Annotated in this window: 25 protein-coding genes and 1 pseudogene; 10 read left to right on the top strand and 16 right to left on the bottom strand. The window is 67.6% G+C overall.

The window, feature by feature from the left end; all coding sequences use genetic code 11:
• Complete coding sequence (locus FV217_RS12850) at window positions 1-921, top strand: bestrophin family protein (protein WP_147817576.1); 921 nt, start codon at window positions 1-3, stop codon at window positions 919-921.
• Here the strand turns inward: FV217_RS12850 and FV217_RS12845 are convergent.
• Both FV217_RS12845 and FV217_RS12840 read right to left on the bottom strand, forming a co-directional pair.
• On the bottom strand, window positions 906-1,775 hold the full coding sequence (locus FV217_RS12845; RefSeq protein ID WP_147817575.1) for a formate/nitrite transporter family protein: 870 nt from the start codon (window positions 1,773-1,775) through the stop codon (window positions 906-908). The genes FV217_RS12850 and FV217_RS12845 overlap by 16 nt on opposite strands.
• 91 nt (window positions 1,776-1,866) lie before the next feature.
• The gene (locus FV217_RS12840; RefSeq protein ID WP_147817574.1) at window positions 1,867-2,607 is read right to left on the bottom strand and encodes a molybdopterin-binding protein; all 741 of its coding nucleotides are present in this window, start codon (window positions 2,605-2,607) and stop codon (window positions 1,867-1,869) included.
• A gap of 104 nt (window positions 2,608-2,711) precedes the next feature.
• Here FV217_RS12840 and sfsA point away from each other — a divergent pair, with 104 nt between their 5' ends.
• Window positions 2,712-3,428: a DNA/RNA nuclease SfsA gene (sfsA, locus tag FV217_RS12835; protein ID WP_147817573.1), complete on the top strand. Its 717-nt coding sequence runs from the start codon at window positions 2,712-2,714 to the stop codon at window positions 3,426-3,428.
• Here sfsA and FV217_RS12830 read toward each other — a convergent pair whose 3' ends face one another.
• A complete protein-coding gene (locus FV217_RS12830) occupies window positions 3,429-4,256 on the bottom strand; it encodes an FkbM family methyltransferase (RefSeq protein ID WP_147817572.1) in 828 nt (275 codons plus the stop codon). It lies immediately after the preceding gene.
• A 115-nt stretch (window positions 4,257-4,371) separates the two neighbouring features.
• On the opposite strand from FV217_RS12830, the gene FV217_RS12825 reads away from it, so the two are divergent.
• Complete coding sequence (locus FV217_RS12825) at window positions 4,372-5,139, top strand: alpha/beta hydrolase (protein ID WP_147817571.1); 768 nt, start codon at window positions 4,372-4,374, stop codon at window positions 5,137-5,139.
• Between the two features lie 6 nt (window positions 5,140-5,145).
• Here FV217_RS12825 and FV217_RS12820 read toward each other — a convergent pair whose 3' ends face one another.
• The 12 genes from FV217_RS12820 to FV217_RS12765 form a co-directional block, all read right to left on the bottom strand.
• A complete protein-coding gene (locus tag FV217_RS12820; protein WP_147817570.1) occupies window positions 5,146-5,907 on the bottom strand; it encodes an ABC transporter permease in 762 nt (253 codons plus the stop codon).
• A 115-nt stretch (window positions 5,908-6,022) separates the two neighbouring features.
• The gene (locus FV217_RS12815; RefSeq protein ID WP_147817569.1) at window positions 6,023-6,949 is read right to left on the bottom strand and encodes an ABC transporter ATP-binding protein; all 927 of its coding nucleotides are present in this window, start codon (window positions 6,947-6,949) and stop codon (window positions 6,023-6,025) included.
• A gap of 120 nt (window positions 6,950-7,069) precedes the next feature.
• Window positions 7,070-7,258 (bottom strand): DUF1192 domain-containing protein, encoded by a 189-nt coding sequence (locus FV217_RS12810; protein WP_147817568.1) that lies wholly within the window; start codon window positions 7,256-7,258, stop codon window positions 7,070-7,072.
• A 121-nt stretch (window positions 7,259-7,379) separates the two neighbouring features.
• The gene (locus FV217_RS12805) at window positions 7,380-8,429 is read right to left on the bottom strand and encodes an NAD(P)H-binding protein (protein WP_147817567.1); all 1,050 of its coding nucleotides are present in this window, start codon (window positions 8,427-8,429) and stop codon (window positions 7,380-7,382) included.
• A 67-nt stretch (window positions 8,430-8,496) separates the two neighbouring features.
• Window positions 8,497-8,982, bottom strand: coding sequence for an ATP F0F1 synthase subunit B (locus FV217_RS12800; protein WP_187272540.1), 486 nt, complete (start codon window positions 8,980-8,982; stop codon window positions 8,497-8,499).
• A gap of 34 nt (window positions 8,983-9,016) precedes the next feature.
• A complete protein-coding gene (locus tag FV217_RS12795) occupies window positions 9,017-9,622 on the bottom strand; it encodes a F0F1 ATP synthase subunit B' (protein WP_147817565.1) in 606 nt (201 codons plus the stop codon).
• A 112-nt stretch (window positions 9,623-9,734) separates the two neighbouring features.
• Window positions 9,735-9,962 carry a F0F1 ATP synthase subunit C gene (locus tag FV217_RS12790; RefSeq protein ID WP_007566773.1) on the bottom strand — a complete coding sequence of 76 codons (228 nt, stop codon included), beginning with the start codon at window positions 9,960-9,962 and terminating at the stop codon, window positions 9,735-9,737.
• 53 nt (window positions 9,963-10,015) lie between these two features.
• Window positions 10,016-10,771: a F0F1 ATP synthase subunit A gene (locus tag FV217_RS12785; protein ID WP_147817592.1), complete on the bottom strand. Its 756-nt coding sequence runs from the start codon at window positions 10,769-10,771 to the stop codon at window positions 10,016-10,018.
• A 144-nt stretch (window positions 10,772-10,915) separates the two neighbouring features.
• Window positions 10,916-11,281 (bottom strand): AtpZ/AtpI family protein, encoded by a 366-nt coding sequence (locus tag FV217_RS12780; RefSeq protein ID WP_147817564.1) that lies wholly within the window; start codon window positions 11,279-11,281, stop codon window positions 10,916-10,918.
• Between the two features lie 165 nt (window positions 11,282-11,446).
• The gene (locus FV217_RS12775) at window positions 11,447-12,100 is read right to left on the bottom strand and encodes a thioredoxin domain-containing protein (RefSeq protein ID WP_147817563.1); all 654 of its coding nucleotides are present in this window, start codon (window positions 12,098-12,100) and stop codon (window positions 11,447-11,449) included.
• Between the two features lie 117 nt (window positions 12,101-12,217).
• Window positions 12,218-12,706: a DciA family protein gene (locus tag FV217_RS12770; RefSeq protein WP_147817591.1), complete on the bottom strand. Its 489-nt coding sequence runs from the start codon at window positions 12,704-12,706 to the stop codon at window positions 12,218-12,220.
• 80 nt (window positions 12,707-12,786) lie between these two features.
• The gene (locus FV217_RS12765) at window positions 12,787-13,137 is read right to left on the bottom strand and encodes a DUF1428 family protein (RefSeq protein ID WP_147817562.1); all 351 of its coding nucleotides are present in this window, start codon (window positions 13,135-13,137) and stop codon (window positions 12,787-12,789) included.
• Between the two features lie 137 nt (window positions 13,138-13,274).
• Here FV217_RS12765 and FV217_RS12760 point away from each other — a divergent pair, with 137 nt between their 5' ends.
• Entirely contained in the window at window positions 13,275-14,600 is a 1,326-nt protein-coding gene (locus FV217_RS12760) for an A/G-specific adenine glycosylase (protein ID WP_147817561.1), read from the top strand.
• A gap of 18 nt (window positions 14,601-14,618) precedes the next feature.
• Here the strand turns inward: FV217_RS12760 and FV217_RS12755 are convergent, their stop codons facing one another.
• Complete coding sequence (locus tag FV217_RS12755) at window positions 14,619-15,824, bottom strand: site-specific DNA-methyltransferase (protein WP_147817560.1); 1,206 nt, start codon at window positions 15,822-15,824, stop codon at window positions 14,619-14,621.
• Between the two features lie 695 nt (window positions 15,825-16,519).
• On the opposite strand from FV217_RS12755, the pseudogene FV217_RS23760 reads away from it, so the two are divergent.
• From FV217_RS23760 to FV217_RS12725, 6 genes and pseudogenes are all read left to right on the top strand, one after another.
• Window positions 16,520-16,792 (top strand): annotated as a pseudogene (locus tag FV217_RS23760) (septal ring lytic transglycosylase RlpA family protein); the annotation flags it as partial.
• A 220-nt stretch (window positions 16,793-17,012) separates the two neighbouring features.
• The gene (locus FV217_RS12745; protein ID WP_147817559.1) at window positions 17,013-17,327 is read left to right on the top strand and encodes a polyhydroxyalkanoic acid system family protein; all 315 of its coding nucleotides are present in this window, start codon (window positions 17,013-17,015) and stop codon (window positions 17,325-17,327) included.
• Between the two features lie 96 nt (window positions 17,328-17,423).
• A complete protein-coding gene (locus FV217_RS12740) occupies window positions 17,424-17,633 on the top strand; it encodes a hypothetical protein (RefSeq protein WP_147817558.1) in 210 nt (69 codons plus the stop codon).
• 44 nt (window positions 17,634-17,677) lie between these two features.
• Entirely contained in the window at window positions 17,678-19,483 is a 1,806-nt protein-coding gene (locus FV217_RS12735; RefSeq protein WP_147817557.1) for an ATP-binding cassette domain-containing protein, read from the top strand.
• 455 nt (window positions 19,484-19,938) lie between these two features.
• Window positions 19,939-21,606: a porin gene (locus FV217_RS12730; RefSeq protein WP_147817556.1), complete on the top strand. Its 1,668-nt coding sequence runs from the start codon at window positions 19,939-19,941 to the stop codon at window positions 21,604-21,606.
• A 185-nt stretch (window positions 21,607-21,791) separates the two neighbouring features.
• On the top strand, window positions 21,792-21,975 hold a 184-nt coding region (locus tag FV217_RS12725; protein WP_147817555.1), incomplete at its 3' end, for a hypothetical protein.

Genomic DNA, 21,975 nt, shown 5'->3' with positions numbered 1-21,975 from the left:
ATGATCATTCGTCCCCGCCCCGGCCTCGTCGCGATCCTGTTCACCCTGCGCGGCTCGATCCTGCCGCAGGTGGCGCCGAAGGTGCTCGGCATCGCCCTCGTCGCCTGCCTCGTCACGGCAGCTGAGCGGCAATGGCCGGGGCGGTTTCCGGAGGCCGTAGGCGTCGGGCCGTTCACGCTGATCGGGCTGGCGCTGTCGATCTTCCTGAGCTTCCGCAACGGCGCCTGCTACGACCGCTGGTGGGAAGCGCGCAAAGCCTGGGGGGCGCTGATCGTGGAGGTGCGCGGCCTCGCCCGGACGCTGCCGGCGCTCCTGCCGGGGCCGGAGCACGAGGCGTTCCGCCGGCGCGCCCTACGCCGGATCGCAGGGTTTTCGCACGCGCTGCACGCCTCGTTGCGGGGCGGCAGCGTGGTGGCGGCTGCCATGCCCTGGCTCCCGGCCGCGGAGGCCGGCACGCTGGCGCAGCGTCCGAGCGTAGCCGACGCCATCCTCGCGGACCTCACCGTCGATCTCGGCGCCATCCAGCGCGGAGGTGCTCTCAGCGACGTCCTCTACGGAGTGATCGAACAGAAGATCGCGGCCCTGTCGCAGATCCAGGCGGTGTGCGAGCGCATCCACGGTACGCCGCTGCCCTTCGCCTACACCTTGCTGCTCTACCGGACGGCCTGGCTCTACTGCCTGCTGCTGCCCTTCGGCCTCGCCGCGTCCCTCGGCTGGGCGACGCCGCTGGCGGCGGCCCTCGTCGCCTACACCTTCTTCGGCCTCGACGCGCTGGGCGACGAACTCGAAGAGCCCTTCGGCACCGACGCCAACGACCTGCCGCTGGACGCCCTGCTCAGCGTCGTCGACGCAGCCATCCTCGACGCTTTGGGCGAGGCCGCACCCGCTGCTCCGAAGCCGGAAGGCTACGTGCTGCGCTGACGCTTCCCGGCCGCCGCATCGTTCTCCGCCACCTCCGGTGCGACTTGGCCGTAGTTCAGCACCGAGACCAGGGCGACGCCGCCGATCACGTTGCCGACCAGCGTCGGCACGAAGAAGTGCCAGACGTAGTCGCCCATGCCGATCGAGCCCGTCACGACGAGGTAGAAGGCATCGACTGAGCCGGCGACGATGTGCGCGAGCCCGCACATCGAGACGAGCCACGTCATCAGGATGATGATGAACGGCGCCGCGGAGCCGGTGGCCGGCAGGATCCAGACCATCAGCGCGATCAGCCAGCCGGCGAAGACCGCCTTGACCAGAGTCGTCAGGAACGGCCCCTCGACGGCGTGCCGGCTCAGCTCGGTGAAGGCCGCGCGGACCTCCGGCTTGAACGCGTCGGAATGACCGAGGGCGTAGGCGATCAGCAGGGTCGCCGCGACGTTGCCGACTAGCACGATCCCCCAGAGCCGCCCCACGCGCCAGAGGTTGGCAAGCGTGCGCTCGTGCAGCAGCGGCAGGATTGGCGTAACCGTGTTTTCGGTGAAGAGTTGCTGGCGCCCGAGCACGACGATCAGAAAGCCGATCGAGTAGCCGAAGCTGGAGACGAGTTCGGCCCAGGGCGATTCCGGCAGGTGCGCTTTCAGGACCCCCGGCACGATCAGCGAGAACCCCATCGTGAGCCCGGCGGCGAAGGCAGACAGTGCCAGCGCGGTCACCGTACGGCGCAACTCCTCTTCGCCCTCGGCCCGGATGATCTCGTGCAGGAGCAGCGCGTCTGGCCGATGCTTCTCCTCGACCTCCTCCTCGGTATCCCGCTGCTTCTCGGCTGCCTCGGCGCGGCTTTCCTCGGTCATGACGCCCTCGAACGATCGACGATGAGGCCAAACGTCCGGCATCGCGAATTCTATCCCCTGACACGTACTGCGCGGAGCATCGGCACGGAGATCACCGACGCAGTCCGGCGAGCAGGGCCTCGATCTCGACGCGTGCAGCGGCCACGGCCCCGGCGTCCCGGCCGCGCACGACGATACGGTTGGCAAAACCCTCCTGCGTCATTGAGGGATAGGACCCGATCGACACGCCGCCATGCGCCGCCGCGATCGTCGCGAGACCACCCGCGAAGCTGCCTTCGGGGAGCTTTCCCGCCTCGATGGTCTCGGAGATCACGGGGACGCCCTGCGAGAGGCCCGGCAGGATGGCGTCGAGCATAGCGTTCATGATCTGCGGCACGCCGGCCATGACGAAGACGTTGCCGATGGAAAAGCCCGGCGCCTTCGAGACCGGATTCGGGATCAGGTCGGCTCCGTCGGGGATGCGGGCCATGCGCAAGCGTGCCGCGTTCAGATCTTCCGGCTTGTGCCGCTCCAGGAGCATCACACGGGCGCGCTCGTCGATGCCGATGCCGACCCCGAAGGCGGCGGCGATGCTGTCGGCGGTGATGTCGTCGTGGGTCGGGCCGATGCCGCCGGTGGTGAACAGATAGGTGTAGCGCTCACGCAGCGCATTCACCGCCGCGACGATCTCCTCGGTCACGTCCGGCACGACGCGGACCTCGCGCAGGTCGATGCCGATCTCGGTGAGCCGCTCGGCGATCGACCCGATGTTCTTGTCCTTGGTGCGGCCGGACAGGATCTCGTCGCCGATGACGAGCACGGCGGCGGTGACGGCTGGGGTCGGCTCGGACATCGGGACTCGGGGGCGAGCGTGGATCGGCTGAGCGTGGCAAGTAGCGCGCCCCGGATTATACGCCAGCGCCTTCGCCTCACGGCACGCTGGTGCTACGCGGCGCGATGCGTTTTCAAAAGCCCCTGATCGAAGCGCGGCTGGTCCAGCGCTACAAGCGCTTCCTCGCCGACATGGTGCTGGCCGACGGCACGACGGTTACCGCCCATTGCGCCAATCCCGGTGCGATGCTCGGGCTGAATGCGCCGGGCAGCCGCGTGCTGCTCTCGACCTCCGACAGCAAGACCAGGAAGCTCCCGTATTCCTGGGAGCTGGTCGAGGCCGAACTGCCGGGCGGCCCGCAATGGGTCGGGATCAACACGCTGCGCCCGAACGCCCTGGTGGAGGAGGCATTTCACGCCGGAGCGCTGGCGCCGCTCGCCGGCTATACCGGCCTACGGCCCGAGGTCGCCTACGGCACGGCGAGCCGGGTCGACTTCCTCGCGACGGGCGAGGGGCTGCCGCCCTGCCATGTCGAGGTGAAGAACTGCCACCTGATGCGGCAGGCCGGCCTCGCCGAGTTTCCCGATTGCAAGGCCGCCCGCAGCGCCCGCCATATGGTCGAACTCGCCAACGTCGTCGCAAGTGGGGGCCGGGCGATGCTGATCGTCGTGGTGCAGATGCGGGCGGAGGTCTTCGACGTCGCCCGCGACATCGATCCGGCCTTCGACCGGGCGTTCCGGGCGGCCCGTGAGGCCGGCGTCGAGGTCCACGCCTATCGCTGCCGCATCACGCCGGAGGAGGTCGTCATCGCCGACGCGATCCCGGTGATGGGCCCGGGCTGATCAGTCCCGCTCGAACATCAGGTTCAGCCGGGTCGCCGCGAGGCGGCGATAGCCGTAGCCCTCCAGCAGCGCCGGCAGGTCGATGTGCCATTGCTCGGTGCCGTTCTCGACGATGAGCAGCTTCGGCAGCAAGCTCTTGGGCGCCTCGCGCAGGAACGGCTCGAGAATCAGGTCCTCGGCGCCCTCGACGTCGAGCTTCACCGCGTCGATCTGCGAAATCCCCTCCGACTGGCACAGCCCGAGCAGCGTCACCGCCGGCACCTTGATCTCGGCGCCCTGGTTGGTGCCGACGATCTTGACGCTCGACTCGCCCTGGTTGCGCGCATCGATGAAGAGCGTCAGCTCGCCGGCCTTGTCGGCCACCGCGCAGGCCACCGCCTTGATGGTGCCGTAGGGGTTCTGGCCGATGTTGTAGATCAGCTTGTCGAACACGGCGGGCTGGGGCTCGACCGCCAGGATCTTGGCTCGCGGTCCGGCGAAGGCGCCGACGAAAAGCGCGTAGGCGCCGATATTCGCACCGATATCGAGAAACACGCCGTTCTGCGGCATGCGGGCCTTGAGGATCACCCGCTCCTCGGGATCGAAGAACTGCGGCGTGAACAGCACCTTCTTCTCGCAATTGTTGTCGTAGGGGTGCAGCCGCATGCGTGCGCCGTAGCGCTCGACATCGAGCGGCTTGCCCCTCAGCATCGAGATCGCGATCCGCCGCAGCAGCATCGCCGTGCGGCGCCCGCGCCAGCTGCCCTCGGGCAGCGTCTGCGTGTGGGCTGCGATGCGGGCGACGAGCCCGGTCGGGGCGTAGGTGCCGTAGGGCTGCGTGTCCTTCATGCCGAGGGGTGATGCCAGCCGGATCGATCCTCGGCAAGTCGGGTGTAACCGACCGCACACGCTTTGATTTTTGCTTGCCCCCGCGCCAAGACACGCCAAACGAGGAGCCGAGCCCGTGCAGACCTTCGATTCCGACGGCGTGACCATCGCCTTCATCGATGTTCCGGCCAAAGGCGGCACGGGCGATCCCGTGCTGCTCGTCCACGGCTTCGCCTCGACCCACGCGGTCAACTGGGTGAACACGCTCTGGGTACGCACGCTGACGGATGCCGGCTACCGGGTGATCGCGCTGGACAACCGCGGCCACGGCCAGAGCCAGAAGCTCTACGCACCTGAGGCCTACGGCACCGACATCATGTCGGGCGACGCGCTGCGGCTGCTCGACCATCTCGGCATCGAACGCGCCAACGTGATGGGCTACTCGATGGGCGCCCGGATCAGCGCGGTGCTGGCGCTCGACCATCCCGAGCGTGTGCGCTCGCTGCTGATGGGCGGGCTCGGCCTCTACATGGTCGACGGCAAGGGCGGCCTGCCGGACGGCATCGCCGAGGCTTTGGAAGCCCCCCCCGGGACGCCGGCGGCGAACCCGACGGCGGCCGCCTTCCGCGCGTTCGCCGAGCAGACCAAGAGCGACCTGCGCGCGCTGGCCGCCTGTATCCGCTGCGCGCGGCATCGGCTGTCGCGGGCGGAACTCGCCCTGATCGAGACGCCGACGCTGGTCTCGGTCGGCACCCTCGACACGGTAGCCGGCTCGGGCGAGGCGCTGGCCAAGCTGATGCCGAACGCGACCTATCTCGAACTCACCGATCGCGACCACAGCAGCGCGGTCGGCGACAGAGCGCACCGCAAGGGCGTGCTGGAATTTCTGGCCAAGCGGGCCTGAGAGACGTCAGCTCTTCAGCCGATACCCCGTCTTGAACATCCAGCTCACCGCCCCGAGGCAGAGCACCAGGAACAGGGCCACCATGGTGAGGCTGATGCCGATGCCGACATCGGCCCGGCCGAAGAAGGCCCAGCGGAAGGCGCTGATCAGGTAGACGACGGGGTTGAGGTGGCTGACCGCCCGCCAGAACGGGGGCAGTACGTCGATCGAGTAGAAGCTGCCGCCGAGGAATGTCAGCGGCGTCACGATGAGCAACGGCACGAGCTGCAGCTTCTCGAAGCCGTCGGCCCAGAGCCCGATCACGAAGCCGAACAGGCTGAACGTCACGGCCGTGAGCAGCAGGAAGAAGACCATCCAGACCGGATGCGCGATGTGCAGCGGCACGAACAACGCCGCCGTGCCGAGGATGATCAGCCCGATCAGGATCGACTTCGAGGCCGCGGCGCCGACATAGCCGGCGACGATATCGAAGGGCGAGACCGGAGCCGAGAGCAGCTCATAGATCGTGCCGGCGAAGCGCGGGAAGTAAATGCCGAAGGAGGCGTTGGCGATGCTCTGCGTCAGCAGGGAGAGCATCATCAGCCCCGGCACGATGAAGGCGCCGTAGGGGACGCCGTCGACCTCCTGCACGCGCGCGCCGATCGCCGCGCCGAACACCACGAAGTAGAGCGAGGTCGAGACCACCGGTGCGACGATGCTCTGCAAGGCCGTGCGCCAGAAGCGGGCCATCTCGAAGCCGTAGATGGCGCGAATCGCGGGGGCGTTCATATCTGTTGCCCTCGCAGCTGACGCTGCAAGGGCCGTCCGCCGCACGCGCGGCGGCGCGCAGTCGCGCTTGCCGACGGCCTGCGGCTGAAAGGGTCGACGCTTTTCGCCGTCGGTGTCATGCCTGTTCCCTCACCAGATCCACGAAGATTTCTTCGAGCGAACTCTGGCTCGTCTGGAGATCCTGAAAACGGATGCCGGCGGCGGCGAGGTCGGTGAGGAGCCCGGTGATGCCGGTGCGGCCACCCCGCGTGTCATAGGTGTAGATGAGTTCTTGGCCGTTGCCGGAGAGGCTCAGGTCGTGGTCGGCCAGTAATTCGGGGATCGCATCGAGCTTGTCCTGCAGGTGCAGCGTGAGCTGCTTCTTGCCGAGCTTGCGCATCAGCTCGGCCTTCTCCTCCACCAGCACGATCTCGCCCTTGCGGATCACGCCGACCCGATCGGCCATCTCCTCGGCTTCCTCGATGTAGTGCGTGGTAAGGATGACGGTGACGCCCGATTCGCGAAGGCGCCGCACCATGCGCCACATGTCCTGGCGCAGCTCGACGTCGACGCCGGCCGTCGGCTCGTCGAGGAACAGGATCTTCGGCTCGTGACTCAGCGCCTTGGCGATGAGCACCCGGCGCTTCATGCCGCCGGACAGCGTCATGATCCTGCTGTCGCGCTTGTCCCAGAGCGACAACTCCTTGAGCACCCGCTCGATATGGCCAGGGTCCTTGCGCAGTCCGAACAGACCGCGGCTGAAGCTCACGGTATTGAACACCGTTTCGAATGCGTCGGTGGTGAGTTCCTGCGGCACCAGCCCGATCAGGCGACGGGCGGCGCGATAGTCGATCGCTATGTCGTGACCGTCGGCGACGATGGTGCCGGTGGTGGGCGTGACGATGCCGCAGACCACGTTGATCAGCGTCGACTTACCTGCGCCGTTGGGTCCGAGCAGCGCAAAGATCTCGCCGCGCCGGATCTCGAGGTTCACGTTCTTCAACGCGGAGAGGCCGGAGGCATAGGTCTTGGAGAGATCGGTGATCGTGATGATCGGCTGCATCGCGGCCTTTATGCGCAAAATCGACCCGCCAGCGCGGGGAGGGCGGCTATAGCACGTCCCTCGGGACGCGGTCGGACGTGTGGGTGTCGCAGGATGGCACCGGACGATCGCCGCCCGATTTCAGCTCTTGAAGATCGAGCCGGCCGCCTGACGCGCCGCTTCCTTGGCGGTCTTGGCCGCCTCCAGTCGCTCGATCTCGGCCCGCAGCAGAGTGATGCGCTCGGCCAGATCGCCGACGGAGAGTTCGTCGAGCTTCTGCCCGATCTCGTGGGTCGCGAGCCGGCGGGGCCGGGAATCGTCGTCGTGCATGCCTCGATCGGCGTCACCGCCGTCCCTCGCCTTGCTTGCTGGAGGAATAGCGGGGGAGGGTGCCGGCCGTCCAGGGAGGTAACGGTCATTGCGAGCGTAGCGAAGCAACGGCGGCGAGGGTTCAGAGATCCCGGCGTTCGATGCCCTCGAACGACAGGATGAAGTCCGCACCATAAGCCGTTGCCGGCGTTTGAAATCCGGGGCTTGCTTCGCCCTGCGCGGCCCGACGGGCGATCTCCACTGCCGTCAGCGCGGTCAGCGTGTAGCCTTCGGGCGATTCCATCCGACTCGCGACGCGGAGGCCGCTATCGTCCCACGCCTCGGCGAGGAACAGGCATCGCGAACGGGCGCGCTCCTCCGGTGTGGGACCGGGCGCCGCCAGGCGTTCGATGGCACGCTTGAGCAGCACTTGGCTGAACCCCGTCGCCAGGAGCCGCTTGAACGGTCGCGGCATAGCCGCCGCCCGGGCGAGCGACGGGGAGGCCTGGAAGAACACGTCGATGTCGGGGATCCTGGTCGAGTACCAGGCCGTGGCGACGTCGCCCCAGCCGAGCCCGATGGCCGAACGCGGGCCGGAGCCGAAATCGGCGCTGGCTCGGGGCGTGTCGGCGATCTCGACGATGCGGCCGCCCCGGCGCATGCGGGTGCCGCAAGCGACGCCTTCCACCATGGTCTTGGCCGTGCCGCGACTGATGCCCTGGAAACCGCCGATCGAAATCCGCAGGCGCGTGGCGCCGGGCAGCCGCCCGGCCACGTGGGCGGCGAGGCAATCGCTGGGGACGACATCGAACCCCGCCCCCGGCAGCAGCATGATCCCGGCGGCTTCGGCCTCGCCGCTGCGCGCCGCAAGCGCTTCGATCACGTCGATCTCGCCGGTGATGTCGACGTAATGCGTGGCCGTGGTCAAGCAGGCCTCGGCCATCGGCCGGGATGTCGCCGAGAACGGTCCGGCCGCGTGCAGCACGGCCTCGATCCCGGCGAGGCCGTCACGCACCGCGGCAGGTGTCTCGAGGCCGAAGGCGCGCCATTCGAGCCCGAGGCGTTCGGCGAACCCACGCACCGCATCGACGCTTCGACCCGCGAGGACGGGACGCAGCCCGCGCGCGACGGCGTGCTCCGCGCAGAGGCGGCCCGTGTAGCCGGTCGCGCCGTAGATCAGGAACGTGCTCACAGCCGGACACCTCCTGAACGAAAAAGCCGCCCGAAGGCGGCTTGGTCGATCATATAGGCGATGGCGATCAAGCCTGGAGGCGGGTCTTCACCTCGCCGAGGCTCGACTTGACGAGGTCCTGGGCCGTCTGCCCCTGAAGACGCTCGCGCAGGATCGTCTCGGAGACCTTCACCGCGGCGTCGGCGGCAGCGGCGCGAACCTGCGCGGCTGCCTGGGCCTCGGCCTGGGCGATCTTCTGCTCGGCCGACTTGGTGCGGCGGGCGATGTAATCCTCAAGCCGGACATGGCCCTCGGCATCGATGCGCTTGGCCTCCTCGTGGGCGTCGGCGACGATGCGCTCGGCGTCCTTCTCGGCCTCGGTGCGGCGGCGCTTGTAATCGGCAAGGACGGCGGCGGCCTCCTCACGCAGGCGCTTGGCCTCGTCGAGTTCGTGACGCACACGCTTGGCACGGCCATCGAGGCCCTTGGTCATCATGCCGAAGCCGCCGACCTTCCAGACGATCCCGCCGAAGATCACGAAGGCGACGGCGACCCAGAATTCTGCGGTCATCAACATGCCGGTCACAAGTCCTTACGAAGTGGCGTTTCTAGTGAACGGCGCCGAGGGCGCGGTCGAGGCTGGCGCGATCCGGCGCATGGCCGGTCAGGCGCTCGACGATGCTCGAAGCGGTCTCGCCGGCGATCTCGCGGACGTTGCCCATTGCGCGGGCGGTGCTCTCGCGGATCGTCGTCTCGGAGGCGGCGATCTTGGCGTTGAGCTCCGCTTCCTTGTCCTTGCGGCGCTTGTCGGATTCGGCGGCGAGCTTGGCGCGGGCCTCCTGGGCGATGCCCTGGGCCTTGCCCTGAGCGTCGCGGAGCGACGTCTCGTAGGCGACGCCCGCGGCATCGGCCTCGGATTTCATGCGCTGCGCCTCGTCGAGATCGGTGGCGAGGCGGCTCGAGCGTGCATGCAGGATCGCTTCGATCCGGGGCAGGGCGACCTTGGCCATCAGGTAGTAGAGCAGGCCGAAGGAGATCGCGAGCCAGATCAGCTGCGAGAGAAAGGTGTGGGTCTCGAAGGGGGGAAAGGCTGCGCCATGCGCGGGCTGCTCGGTGTGAGCGGCGCCGTGGCCGGCATCGTGACCACCGTGAGGCGTGACCACCTTCACGTCGGAATTGGCGGGCGGGGTCGTGAGGGAGTTGTGCTCGGCCATGGCCTCGTCCGGTGACGGAGATTGTCAGCTCCGACGAGCGGAGCGCCTACGCGTCGATTGAGGAAGCCGCCGCCCCGGACCGATGGTCCGGAACGGCGAACTCCCAAAAAAATCAGACGGCGAAGAGCAGGAGCAGCGCGATCAGCAGCGAGAAGATGCCGAGTGCTTCCGTCAGCGCGAAGCCGAGCAGCAGGGTGGCGCGCTGGCCGTCGGCGGCGGAGGGGTTGCGAAGGGCGCCGGCAAGGAACTGACCGAACAGGTTGCCGAGGCCGATGCCTGCGCCGGCCATGCCGAGGCAAGCCAGACCGGCACCGATGTACTTCGCTGCGACGGGATCCATTATGAACTCCTGATTCCTTGATCTGGTATGCGTTAGGGCGGAAGAAGCCGGCGTTAGTGGCCGGGGTGAAGAGCGTCGTTGAGGTAGATCGCCGTCAGCGTCGCGAAGACGTAGGCCTGAAGCGCCGCGACCAGGAATTCCAGCGCGGTCAGCGCGATCGTCAGGAACAGCGGCAGCGGGAAGAGCAGGCCCCAGGCGCCGGCCGAGAACAGCCCGACGACGAAGAAGGCGAAGATCTTCATCGCGATGTGACCGGCAAGAACGTTGGCGAAGAGACGCACCGAAAGGCTGATCGGCCGGGAGATGAAGGAGATGATCTCGATCGGCACCAGCAGCGCGAGCAGCGGCTTCGGCACGCCCGACGGTACGAACAGGCCGAAGAAGTGCGTGCCGTGCTTCATCACGCCGAAGACCACGACGACGCCGATCACCAGGGCCGCGAGCCCGAAGGTCACGACGAGGTGGCTGGTCACCGCGAAGGCGTAGGGGATCATGCCGAAGAGGTTCAGGACCAGCACGAACATGAACAGCGAGAACACCAGCGGCATGAACCGCTTGCCCTCGTCGCCCGTGGCCTGATGCACGGTGTCGGCGATGAATTCGTAGAAGATTTCGGCCAGCGACTGCATGCGACCCGGAACGACCGAGCGCGAAGACGTAGCCACGATGGTGATCAGCGCAATCACCGCGACCGCGGCGAACATGTAAAGCGCCGACTGGGTGAAGGCGATCTGCTGGTTGCCGATATGACCGAACGGCACGAGCGAATGCAGCTCGAACTGATGGATCGGGTCCGGTCGCAACGCCACTTGGTGCGCCGGGTCGATGCTGCCCGCCATGCCTTGTTCCGCCCCTTATCCTTCGTGCCGACGTCCGCACCGGTCTGTGCGCGTGGCCATACACGATGCGCCCCGAGTCTCAAGACCCCCGGCGTCGTTTCGGAGGAAAATGCCCTAACGCGGGTCTTTTCCGCCCGCCTGCCCGGTAAACCCGCTCAGGCGCATCACATTGTAGATGCCCGTGAGGAACCCGAGCAGGAGAAACACCATCAGCCCCCACGGCGCAGTGCCGAAGAGCCGATCGAAGATCCAGCCCAGGATCCCACCGGCGATGACGCCCGCCACGAACTCGGTCGAGAGCCGCATGGCCTGTCCGAGAGAGGACCCGTCGGACCGACCCGAGCGCGGCGACGATGCGAGAGCGGCCGGGGGCCGCTTCTGATCAAGCTGCGTCCCGAGACGCTTGAGCCTCTCGGAGAGGTCGCCGTCGGAGTTGCCGGGAGCGTCCCCGCTCCCGTCTCCTGCTTCGTTGCCGCTCACAGGCTACTCACATCGGCGAGAGCGAAGGGAACCGTCCGGCCACCCCTCGAACGGCGCGGACCATAGTTTCGCCCCCCTGCCGAGTCAAGGCAGCCACGCTTTCCTTCAAGTCATTCCAGATCTTGAGGAATCAGCGATTTTTGCACCGCCTCGGTCGGCGCGCTGTCAGGCGCCGAGGATCGGCTTGATGACCTTCTCGATATCCTCGATCGTCATGGCGCCGGAGAATTTCTGACCGTTGATGAAGAAGGTCGGGGTCGACTCGACTTTGAGCACGTCGAGGCCGCGCGTCTTCACGGCGTTGATGGCGCCGTAGATCTTCTGGTCCTTGAGGCAAGCCTCGACCTTGTCCTTGGTGAAGCCGGCCTGACGCAGCAGCTTCTCGAGGGCGTCGATCGGCGATTCCGGCGGCTTCACGAAGGCCCAGGCTTCCTGCTGGTCGAAGAGCAGGTCGGTGATCGGAATGTACTTCTCGTTGCCATCGCAGCGCGCCAGCATGAAGCCGGCCGTCGCACGGGGGTCGAGAGGGAATTCGCGAAGGGTGAAGCGCACCTTGCCGGTGTCGATGTAGCGCTCCTTCAGCACCGGCCAGGTGACCTTGTGGAAATGTGCGCAATGCGAACAGGTCAGCGAGGCGTATTCGATGATCGTGCACTTGGCGTCCGCCGGACCCAGCCAGACATCGCCCAGCGGACCCGGCTGCATCAGCGCCGCGGTGTCGGCGGACTGGGCCAGCGCCGAGAGCGACAGGCGGGGCAGGAGAGCGGCCGCGCCGACTGCGAGACCGGTGAATTTGACGACGTCGCGACGGGTGATCATGGCGTTGGCAAGCTCCGCTGGGACGACTGGCACTCTATAGGCGTGCGGTAGAACCGGGAACGGGCGATGGCAAGGCGCCGGCAGGCTCGGAGAAGTCGATCGCGAAACCGTGCGATCTCAGCGGCGCTTCGGTTCCGACGCGATCACGGCGATGCCGAGACGGTCGAGGGCGTCGCGCAGGCCGTCTTCCTCGATCCGCGAGACCGCCAGCGCGATTTCGCCGCGCCGGGCCGGATCGATGGTGGGCAGCACCGATCGGCGCTGGCCGGTATGGACGCGGCCCTGCTTCATCACGATGCGGCCGATGCAGGCCCAGCCATAATGCGCGTTGATGCGTTGGATCACCACCGGCACGAGGTGCTGGAGCTCGAGCGCGAAGGCGCCCTCGACCCGCACCACCAGCGTGCCGGATTCGGCTCGCCCGGTCGTCTCGCCGCGCGGTCGGCGCGGCCATTCGAGCTTCACCGGCTGGCAGGCGCGACCGAGGCGCTCGCCGACGATCTCGGGCCAAGCCGCGAGGATATCGGTCGAAGCGAAGCCCTGCGCGGCGAAGGCCGGGCCGATGCAGGCCTCGATCAGATCGGCGAGCGGTTTGACGCGGGCCATGGCCGGGTGGTGCCCATCGCTGAAGCGGCGCGATACGCGCCGCTTCACGACGATAGCGCAAGCGGTGCCGCGCGTCGCCGCTACGCGTCGAGGAACGGAACGAAGCCGCCATAGATCATGCGCTTGCCGTCGAAGGGCATATCGGGGTCGGGCTGCATGCGCGGGTCTGCCATAACCTTGGCGTTGACGGCGTCACGGCTCTCCCGCGACGCGTAGACAATCCAGGAGAAGACCACGACCTCGTCCTCTGCGAGCTGCACGGCGCGGGGGAACGAGGTCAGCCGTCCGTGAGGCACGTCGTCGCCGATGCACTCGACGAAGCCGGTGGCCCCATACTCCATCCAGACGTCGCGCGCCTTGCGGGCCAACGCCTTGTAGGCGTCGAGCTTGGCCTTCGGCACCGGGACGACGAACCCGTCGACATAGGGCATGCGAACCTCCTCGTTGGCAGTGATAGAACCGCCATAGGACGATCGAGCCGGCCGGTATCCGACACGGGCTGCGATCTTTTTCGCAAGGCGTCGTTGCCGCCTTTGCCGCGGCTCGCGCTGCCGATAAGACCCTCGCCATGCCCGCGCCCGCAAACACCTCTCGCGCGCCTGCCCGGCCCAAAGCCCACGATCTCCTCGTCTGGTACGATCGCCACCGCCGGGTGCTGCCGTGGCGGGCGCTGCCGGGTGAAGCGCCGGATCCCTACCGGATCTGGCTGTCCGAGGTGATGCTGCAGCAGACCACGATCGCCGCCGTCAAACCGTACTTCGCCAAGTTCCTCGGCCTGTTTCCCGACGTTTGGGCGCTCGCCGCCGCGCCGGAGGAGAGCGTGATGGCTGCCTGGGCAGGGCTCGGCTACTACTCGCGGGCGCGAAACCTCCACGCCTGCGCCAAGGCGGTGGCCGCCGCCGGCGCCTTCCCGGACACGGAGGAGGGGCTGCGAAAACTTCCCGGCATCGGCGCCTACACGGCCGGCGCCATCGCCGCGATCGCCTTCGACCGGCAGGCCGCGGCCGTCGACGGCAATGTGGAGCGGGTGGTGACCCGGCTCTTCGCGATCGAGACGGTGATTCCGGCTGCACGTCCTGAGATCCGGTCCCTGACGCAGGCCCTCGTGCCGGCCGACAGGCCCGGAGACTTCGCGCAGGCCGTGATGGATCTCGGATCGACGATCTGCACGCCTAAGCGTCCGGCCTGCGCGCTCTGTCCCTGGATGGCGCCCTGCCGGGCCCGAGGCCTGGGGCTGCAGGAGACGTTTCCGCGCAAGCTCAAGGCGGTGAAGGGCACGCTCCGCCGGGGCGCGGCCTTCGTGGCGATCCGTGCCGGCGACGAAGCGATCCTGTTGCGGACGCGCCCACCCGAGGGGCTTCTCGGCTCGATGGCCGAGCCCCCGATGAGCCCCTGGGAGCCGGATTACGACCCGGCCCGCGCCCTGCTCGACGCGCCGCTCGATGCCCGCTGGAAGCGCCTGCCGGGGCTGGTCCGCCACGCCTTCACGCATTTCCCGCTCGAACTGACGGTGTTCGCGGCCCGCGTCTCCCTGAGCACCGCGCCGCCACCGGGCATGCGCTTCACGCCTCGGCGCGATCTCGACGAAGAGCCGCTGCCGGGCGTGATCAAGAAGGTGATCGCCCACGCCTTCGATCCGAAGCCCGATCCGAAAGCCAAGACACCGAAGGTCGAGGCAGTGCCGGCCCTGGCCCCCGCACCGCTGTTTGCCGAGCCCGAGCCGGTCCCGGCAGAGCTGCGCCGGACCTTTCGCCCGGTGCCGAAGCCGGCCCCGCGGATGATCGCGGCTCCGCCGGCGGAGGCGATCGACGGGGATTTCGAGAGCCCGGCCGAGGCCGAGCCGGCGCCTGCGGCAAAGCGCAAGCGCGGTCGGCCGCGGACGCGCCCGCGCTAAGCCGAGGCCGGACGGGGTTCAGGCTGCCGAGCCCATCGTGGCGCGCATCTTGGCACGGAAGGTATCGATGACAACCGGCTTGCCGTCGCGCTTGGCGTGCCAGAAATCCCAGCCGTTGCAGGAGGGCAGGCCCTGGACGAGGGCGCCGATCTTGTGGATCGACCCCGCCACCGGCCCGGCCATCAGGGTACCGTCGGGACGCACGATCGCCGTGTGGCGGCCCCGCGCATCGCTGAGCATCTCGCCGGGGCGGATATGCCCGGCCTCGATCACGCTGAGGAAGGCCACGCGCGGCTCGGCGCGCTTGGTCGGCGCCACGAGGAGGGCGGCGGTGGAGAGCGGCTCGACCGCATCGATCCGCTTCCGTGCGGCGTCTGCGTAGACAGGATCGCGTTCGCAGCCGATGAAGCGGCGTCCGAGGCGCTTGGCGACGGCGCCGGTGGTGCCGGTGCCGAAGAACGGGTCGAGGATCACGTCGCCGGGATTGGTCGCCGAGAGCAACGTGCGGGCGAGCAGCGCCTCCGGCTTCTGGGTGGGGTGGACCTTCAGCCCGTCGGCGCCTTTCAGGCGTTCGTCACCGGTGCAGAGCGGAATGAACCAGTCCGAGCGCATCTGGACGTCGTCGTTGCCGCCCTTCAGCCCCTCGTAGTGGAAGGTGTAGCCCTTCGACTCCGCCGAGCGGGAAGCCCAGATCAGGGTCTCGTGCGCATTGGTGAAACGCTTGCCGCGAAAGTTCGGCATCGGGTTGGCCTTGCGCCAGACGATGTCGTTAAGGATCCAGAAACCGAGATCCTGCAACGCGCTGCCGACCCGGAAGATGTTGTGGTACGAACCGATCACCCAGAGGGTCGCGTTCGGCTTCATCACGCGGCGTGCGGCGGTGAGCCAGGCGCGGGTGAAGGTGTCGTAGGCCTCGAAGGTCGCGAACTTGTCCCAGTCGTCGTCGACGGCGTCGACGCGGCTGTGGTCGGGACGCAGCAGGCCCGCTTCTCCGAGTTGGAGATTGTAGGGCGGATCCGCGAAGACGCAGTCTACGCTCGACGGCGGCAGCGCGTTCATGGAGGCGATGCAATCGCCGACCAAGATCTCGTCGAGAGGGAAAGTGGTAGGAAGACGCTGGACGGAGGGTGCGAGACCCATCCGCGGCGCCGACGCTGCCCGCCCGGAACGCGAGACATGAACCCGGGCGGTGGCGCCGGCGACCGCGGTACGCGGGGAAGCCATGGCAAACACCGGTTACGCGACTGACAACCGGACAATGGCCCAGCTAGGGTAAAGGCCGGGTTCCTCGAAAATTTGTCGGCGCGTCTCAGTTTGGGGCTGCAGTTTTTGCCGGGTGCCCGCCAGCCCGGTCGTCGCGCCGTCTTCATACCCCCGCCCGGACCCTCAGCCTTGCGCTCGCCGCAACCGTGCATCCGCCACCATGCATGCGAGACAGTAATGGCGCGACATCCGGCGCCTGCCGCAAGCGACTTCCGAATGCTTCCAGCCGAAGGTGAGGGGCTCGGCGGCAGCGCAACGGCTCAACAACTCACATCTTGCGAATGTTTTGGTGGAAAGCACGAGAAACTAAACTGTTAAATAGCCTGATGTGTGCCTTTGCCGCACCGCTAAGTCGATGTCGCAATTTGGCCGCCTTCCCCATCATTTTCCGCGGCGTTCGCAACAACAAGGGAAAGCGATCGCACATGAAGGTTGTCATCCGAAACGCCGTGGCCCTGTTCGGCCTCGTGCTCGCCATGCTCACGCTGGCCGCACCTGCCGAGGCAAGGGCCGGGCATGCCGGTTTTCAGGCACGCGGACATCACGTCCATTCCTCCCGTCACGCGCATTTCAGCCACCGCATCCGCTCGGCTCATTCCGGCCGCTTCGCCTTTCGTTTCGCCAACCGGGTTCGCCATGTCCGCCACGCGTCGGGCGGCAACGCCTCCTGGTATGGCCCCGGCTTCCAGGGCCATCGCACCGCCAGCGGTGAGCGCTTCAACTCGGGCGGCCTGACCGCCGCACATCGCAGCCTGCCCTTCGGCACCCGCGTCCGGGTGACAAACAGCGCCACCGGCCGCTCGGTCGTGGTGCGCATCAACGACCGCGGCCCGTTCGTGGGCGGCCGCCAGATCGATCTGGCCGCCGGCGCCGCCCGCGCCATCGGCATGAACGGCACCAGCTACGTCTCGATGGCGGTGGTGCGTTGATCGCACCCGCCTGACTCGTGACCCACGGCAGTCGAAACCGACACTTTCAACGTTCGGCCGTGGGCCAAGCGCGACTGCGCGCCGCCGCTGGTGCGGCGGACGGCCCTGCAAGCGTCAGCCGAAAGGGCCAACGGTAAAGACTTCGGGCCGGTCGGCGTTGTCGTGACGCCGGCCGGTTCCCATTTGCAGAGCTTGCGCCGCAGAGGGAGACGACTGCGCGATGGCCAAGCCGCTGGTGATGGAAATTCCGCACGACCTCGGGCGCGACGAGGCCAAGCGTCGGCTCGAGGAGGGGACCGAGAAGGGCAAGGCCCTGCTGCAGAAGAGCGGCATCACCGTCGAAGCCATGACTTGGACCGGCGACCACCTCGATTTCGCATTGTCGAGCCTCGGTCAGAAGATAGACGGTCAGGTCGACGTGAACCCCGACACGGTCCGCCTCGAAGTCCGGCTGCCGTTGCTGCTCTCGTTCTTCGCCGAGAAGTTGCAGAAGATCGTCGGCAACGAGGGCACCAAGCTCCTCACCAAGAAATAGGATCGAAGGCGATCCCCGGAACCGTCGACGGCGGGCGCCCGTTTGGACCGGACCGGATGGCGCACGAGCGCCGCGTCCCGCCTGCCTGGAGTCTCGATGTCGAATCCTGGTCCGATCCCGGAAGTCCCGACCCCCCAGCCGCCACCGGACACGCCCTACGATCCGCCGCAGGCACCGCCACCCGCCCCCTCTCCGGAAATTCCCGGTGTCTCGCCCGCGGAGTCGCCGGCCGAGAGCCCCGTGGAGGTTCCGCTGCCGCCGCCTTCGGAGCCGACCCCGACCGGCCCGGCCAACCCGACGGCCTGAACCGCCCTGGCGTGATGGCCCTGCGCCGGGTTAAGCCCCCGGCCATGGCCGCTCCCCCGCTTCTTACCCTCAAAGACATCGCGCTGACCTTCGGCGGCACTCCGCTGATCGAGTCAGCCGAACTCGCGATCTCGCCCGGCGAGCACGCCTGCCTCGTCGGGCGCAACGGCTCCGGCAAGTCGACGCTGATGAAGATCGCCGCCGGGCTCGTCGAGCCCGATCGGGGCGTACGCTTCCTGCAGCCCGGCACCACGTTGCGCTACCTCGCGCAGGAGCCGGATCTCGCGGGCTTCGATACGGTTCTCGCCTTCGTGGAGGCGGGCCTCGCCCCCGGCGACGATCCGTATCGTGCCCGCTATCTCGTCGAGAACCTCGGCCTGACCGGCGAGGAAGACCCGTCCCGGCTCTCCGGCGGCGAGTCGCGCCGCGCTGCGCTGGCCCAGGCGCTGGCGCCCGAGCCCGATATTCTACTCCTCGACGAGCCGACCAATCATCTCGACCTGCCTGTGATCGAATGGCTCGAGAATGAACTCGGCCGCACGCGCGCCGCTCTCGTGCTCATCAGCCACGACCGGCGCTTTTTGTCCGGCCTGACGCGCGCCACGATCTGGCTCGACCGCGGCGTGACGCGGCGGATCGAACAGGGTTTTTCCGCCTTCGAGGCCTGGCGCGACAACTTCTTTGAGGAGGAGGAGCGCGACCGGCACAAGCTCGAACGCAAGATCGCCGATGAAGAGCATTGGCTGCGCTACGGCGTCACCGCCCGGCGCAAGCGCAACGTGCGGCGGCTCGGCAACCTGCATTCCCTGCGCAAGGAGCGACGCGACGACCGCCGCCCGGTCGGCACCGCCACCATGACGTCGATGGAGGCCGAAGCCTCGGGCACGCTCGTAGTCGAGGCGAAGGGCATCTCGAAGAGGTACGGCGAGCGCACGATCGTCGACGATCTCTCGATCCGAGTGACGCGGGGCGACCGGCTCGGCATCGTCGGGGCCAACGGCGCCGGCAAGACCACGCTGATCAACCTGCTTACCGGCAAGCTCGCGCCGGATTCCGGCGTGGCGCGGCTCGGCACCAACCTGTCGATGATGCTCCTCGACCAGGCCCGCGCCGTGCTCGAACCGACGATGACCGTGACCGACGTGCTCACGGGGGGGCGCGGCGACAGCATCATGGTCGGCGGCCATAGCCGCCACGTCATCGGCTACCTCAAGGATTTTTTGTTCGCTCCCGAGCAGGCCCGTACGCCGGTTTCCGTGCTCTCCGGCGGCGAGCGCAACCGCCTGCTGATCGCCCGCGCCCTGGCGCAGCCCTCGAACCTCCTCGTGCTCGACGAGCCCACCAACGACCTCGACCTGGAGACCCTCGACCTGCTCCAGGAGATGCTCGACGACTATGCCGGCACCCTGATCCTGGTCAGCCACGACCGCGACTTCCTGGACCGCGTCGTCGGCAGCGTCCTCGTCTCCGAAGGGGAGGGCCGCTGGACCGAATATGCCGGCGGCTACAGCGACATGCTCACGCAGCGCGGCAAGGGCGTCGACGCCCGGACGGCGCAGCCCCGTGGCGGCGCCCGCGAGCGCACGGAGCTCCGGGGCGAACCCGCAGCCGGGTCGTCCCGCAAGAAGATGGGGTTCAAGGAGCAGCATGAGCTCAAGACGCTGCCCGTGCGAATGCGCGAACTGGAGACCGGCATCGCGCGCCTGAAGGCCGTACTCGACGATCCCAATCTCTACGCCCGCGATTTTGCACGATTTGAGAAGGCCTCGTCGATGCTCTCGGCAGCGCAGGCGGAACTGAGCGCGGCTGAGGATCGCTGGCTCGCGTTGGAGATGTTGCGCGAGTCGTAGGCCTCCAGAGGCGGAATTTGCACCTGCGGCAGCAGATGAGGCCGAATCGAAACCGGCTCTCAACGCGGCGACGTGACGGCGGCGTCTTGGCGTCGCTTACGGCAGGTCAGCTTCGGCTCACAGCCTGCGAGACCGTCATTGCTCGAAAGCACCTGCCGGTAGCGGGATTTGTTTTCCTGCGGGAACAAAGCGTTGCGAGCGGGCAACAGCTCTTGTGGAAGCAGATTTAGGACGGTTCGACGACATCGAAGTCGATTGCCCGTGCGGCCACGCTCGCCCATGGTGCCCCGGCGGCAGAGACAAAAGCCTCGCCGCTGGATTGGCCGATACCCCATCGGGGATGGCCAAACCAATAAAGGGAAAATGGACGAAGGATCGCGGGGCCTCGCTGGGGTGGCGCCGTGGACCGAAACAAGTCCGCTCCCAAGGGTCTCGAAACTTCGGAGGTTTCCACAATGAAGCTCATCAAGAGCCTTCTCCTGGGATCGGCGGCGGGGCTGACCGCGGTCGCAGGGGCACAGGCAGCCGATCTTCCGGTCAAGAAGGCCGCGCCGATCGAATACGTCCGCGTCTGCGGCGCCTACGGCGCAGGCTTCTTCTACATCCCGGGTACCGATACCTGCCTGCGCGTCTCCGGCCGCGCGCGGTTCGAGACGGGCTACATCAACAGCAACAGCCGCAACGTTCCCGGTGGTGGCGATCTTTCGGGCTTCACCGGCCTGATGCGCCTCAACGTCGATGCGCGCACGCAGACCGGCTACGGCACGCTCCGCGCCTTCCTGCGCCTCGACGCAGCCAGCCGTACCGGCAACACCAAGATTTCCTCGGGCACGATCGTCCGCGGCGCTCAGGCCTTCTCCGGCACCGGCCAGGATACGCTCGGCCGCGTCGAGAATTTCATCAACGTGGACAAGGCCTTCGTCCAGTTCGCAGGCCTGACGGCCGGTCGTGCGTCGTCGTTCTTCGACTTCTACGCACACGACTACGAAATCATCGGCACCTCCCTCGGCTCCGATCTCGCCTCGACGAACCTGCTCGCCTACACCAAGACCTTCGAGGGCGGCTTCTCCGCGACACTCTCGATGGAAGACCCGACCTTCCGCAAGAACCCGCTCTATTCCGACGCGGTCACGGCCGCCGGTGCAGGCGCCGGTGTCGCCGGAACCAACAACGTCTTCACCACCGCTCCGACGCCGATCATCCTGTCCCAGAACGCGAACGGAAACGCCACCAGCGTCGCCTTCGTCGACGCCGTGCAGCGCTCGCGCATGCCCGACTTCGTGGGCTCGCTTCGTTACGATGCTCCGTGGGGATCGGCTCAGCTCTCGGGCGCCGTCAAGGACGTCAACACGGGCGGGTTCATCGCCGGCTCGGCGATCACCGGCCCCCCTGGAGCGCCGATTGCGCTGGCTCCCAACGCGGCCGCAGCCTTGTTGGCAGCCCGTGGCGTCAGCAGCGGCGCACAGACCGAGTACGGCTGGGCGATCCAGGGCGGTTTGAAGTTCAACATGCCCTTCATCGCTCCGGGTGACGGCCTCTATCTGCAGGGTGCCTACGGCGAGGGTGCCTCGTTCTACACCGGCATCAACCGCTTCACGGCCGGGTACCTCAGCAACGCCGCCGTCTTCGCGGGCAACCCGTTCAACCAATACCTGTCCGACGCCATCGTGAACCCGCTGACGGGCAAGATCGAACTGTCGCAGAGCTTCACGGTCGTCGCCTCCTACCTGCATTACTGGTCGCCGGAATGGCGTTCCGCCTTCTACGGCAGCTATGGCCAGATGAACTTCAGCGAGCGGGCTCGCGCTGCGGTAGGCCTCGCCAACTTCGAGGTCGGCGCAGGAACCGCGGTCGCCCCGCCGTCACCCACGACGAACGGGGTCGGGTATGTCCTGAGCCCGTCCCTGCGCGACACCGCCCAGATCGTCACCGGCGCGAGCCTGATCTGGTCGCCGGTCAAGGATCTCGATATCGGCGTCGAGGGCCAGTACATCCGCACCAGCCTGGCGAACGGCCGGACCACGAACGCGGACAAGACCACCACGCTCGCCGGTCTGCCGCTCTATCCGAAGAGCAGCGAAGACACCTACCAAGCCCGCTTCCGCGTGCAGCGCGACTTCTAGTTCGCGCACACGTCTTCGCACCGAGCACCTCCGAGCCCCGACCTTCACCGGTCGGGGTCTTTTTATGCCGTGACGCCTCGGATGCGGGTCGGCCGCAGCCTTCATGATGCCGCGAAGCGGGCGGACATTGCGGGGATCGTCCTCACCGTGTCCGGCTCGACGGCGATCGAGGGTCCTCGAGGTCCGTGACGTCCCCAACTTCCTCATCCGCCTTCCGAAATCGCGTCGGATGGCTCGCCGGCCTGCCGGTGCTCGCGCTGCTCTGGGCAGCCGCGACCCTCGCCACCGCACCCATCGTCGCCGACGCGCTGCGGGTCGGCAGCGCCGCGATCGTGCGCGAGACGGGCAGGGGCGAGCCGGAGCCCTGGC

The sequence above is a fragment of the Methylobacterium sp. WL9 genome, assembly GCF_008040035.1.
GTDB lineage: Bacteria > Pseudomonadota > Alphaproteobacteria > Rhizobiales > Beijerinckiaceae > Methylobacterium > Methylobacterium thuringiense.
The sequence above is the reverse complement of the archived record's forward strand: the minus strand, read 5'-3'. Positions and strand labels throughout refer to the sequence as shown.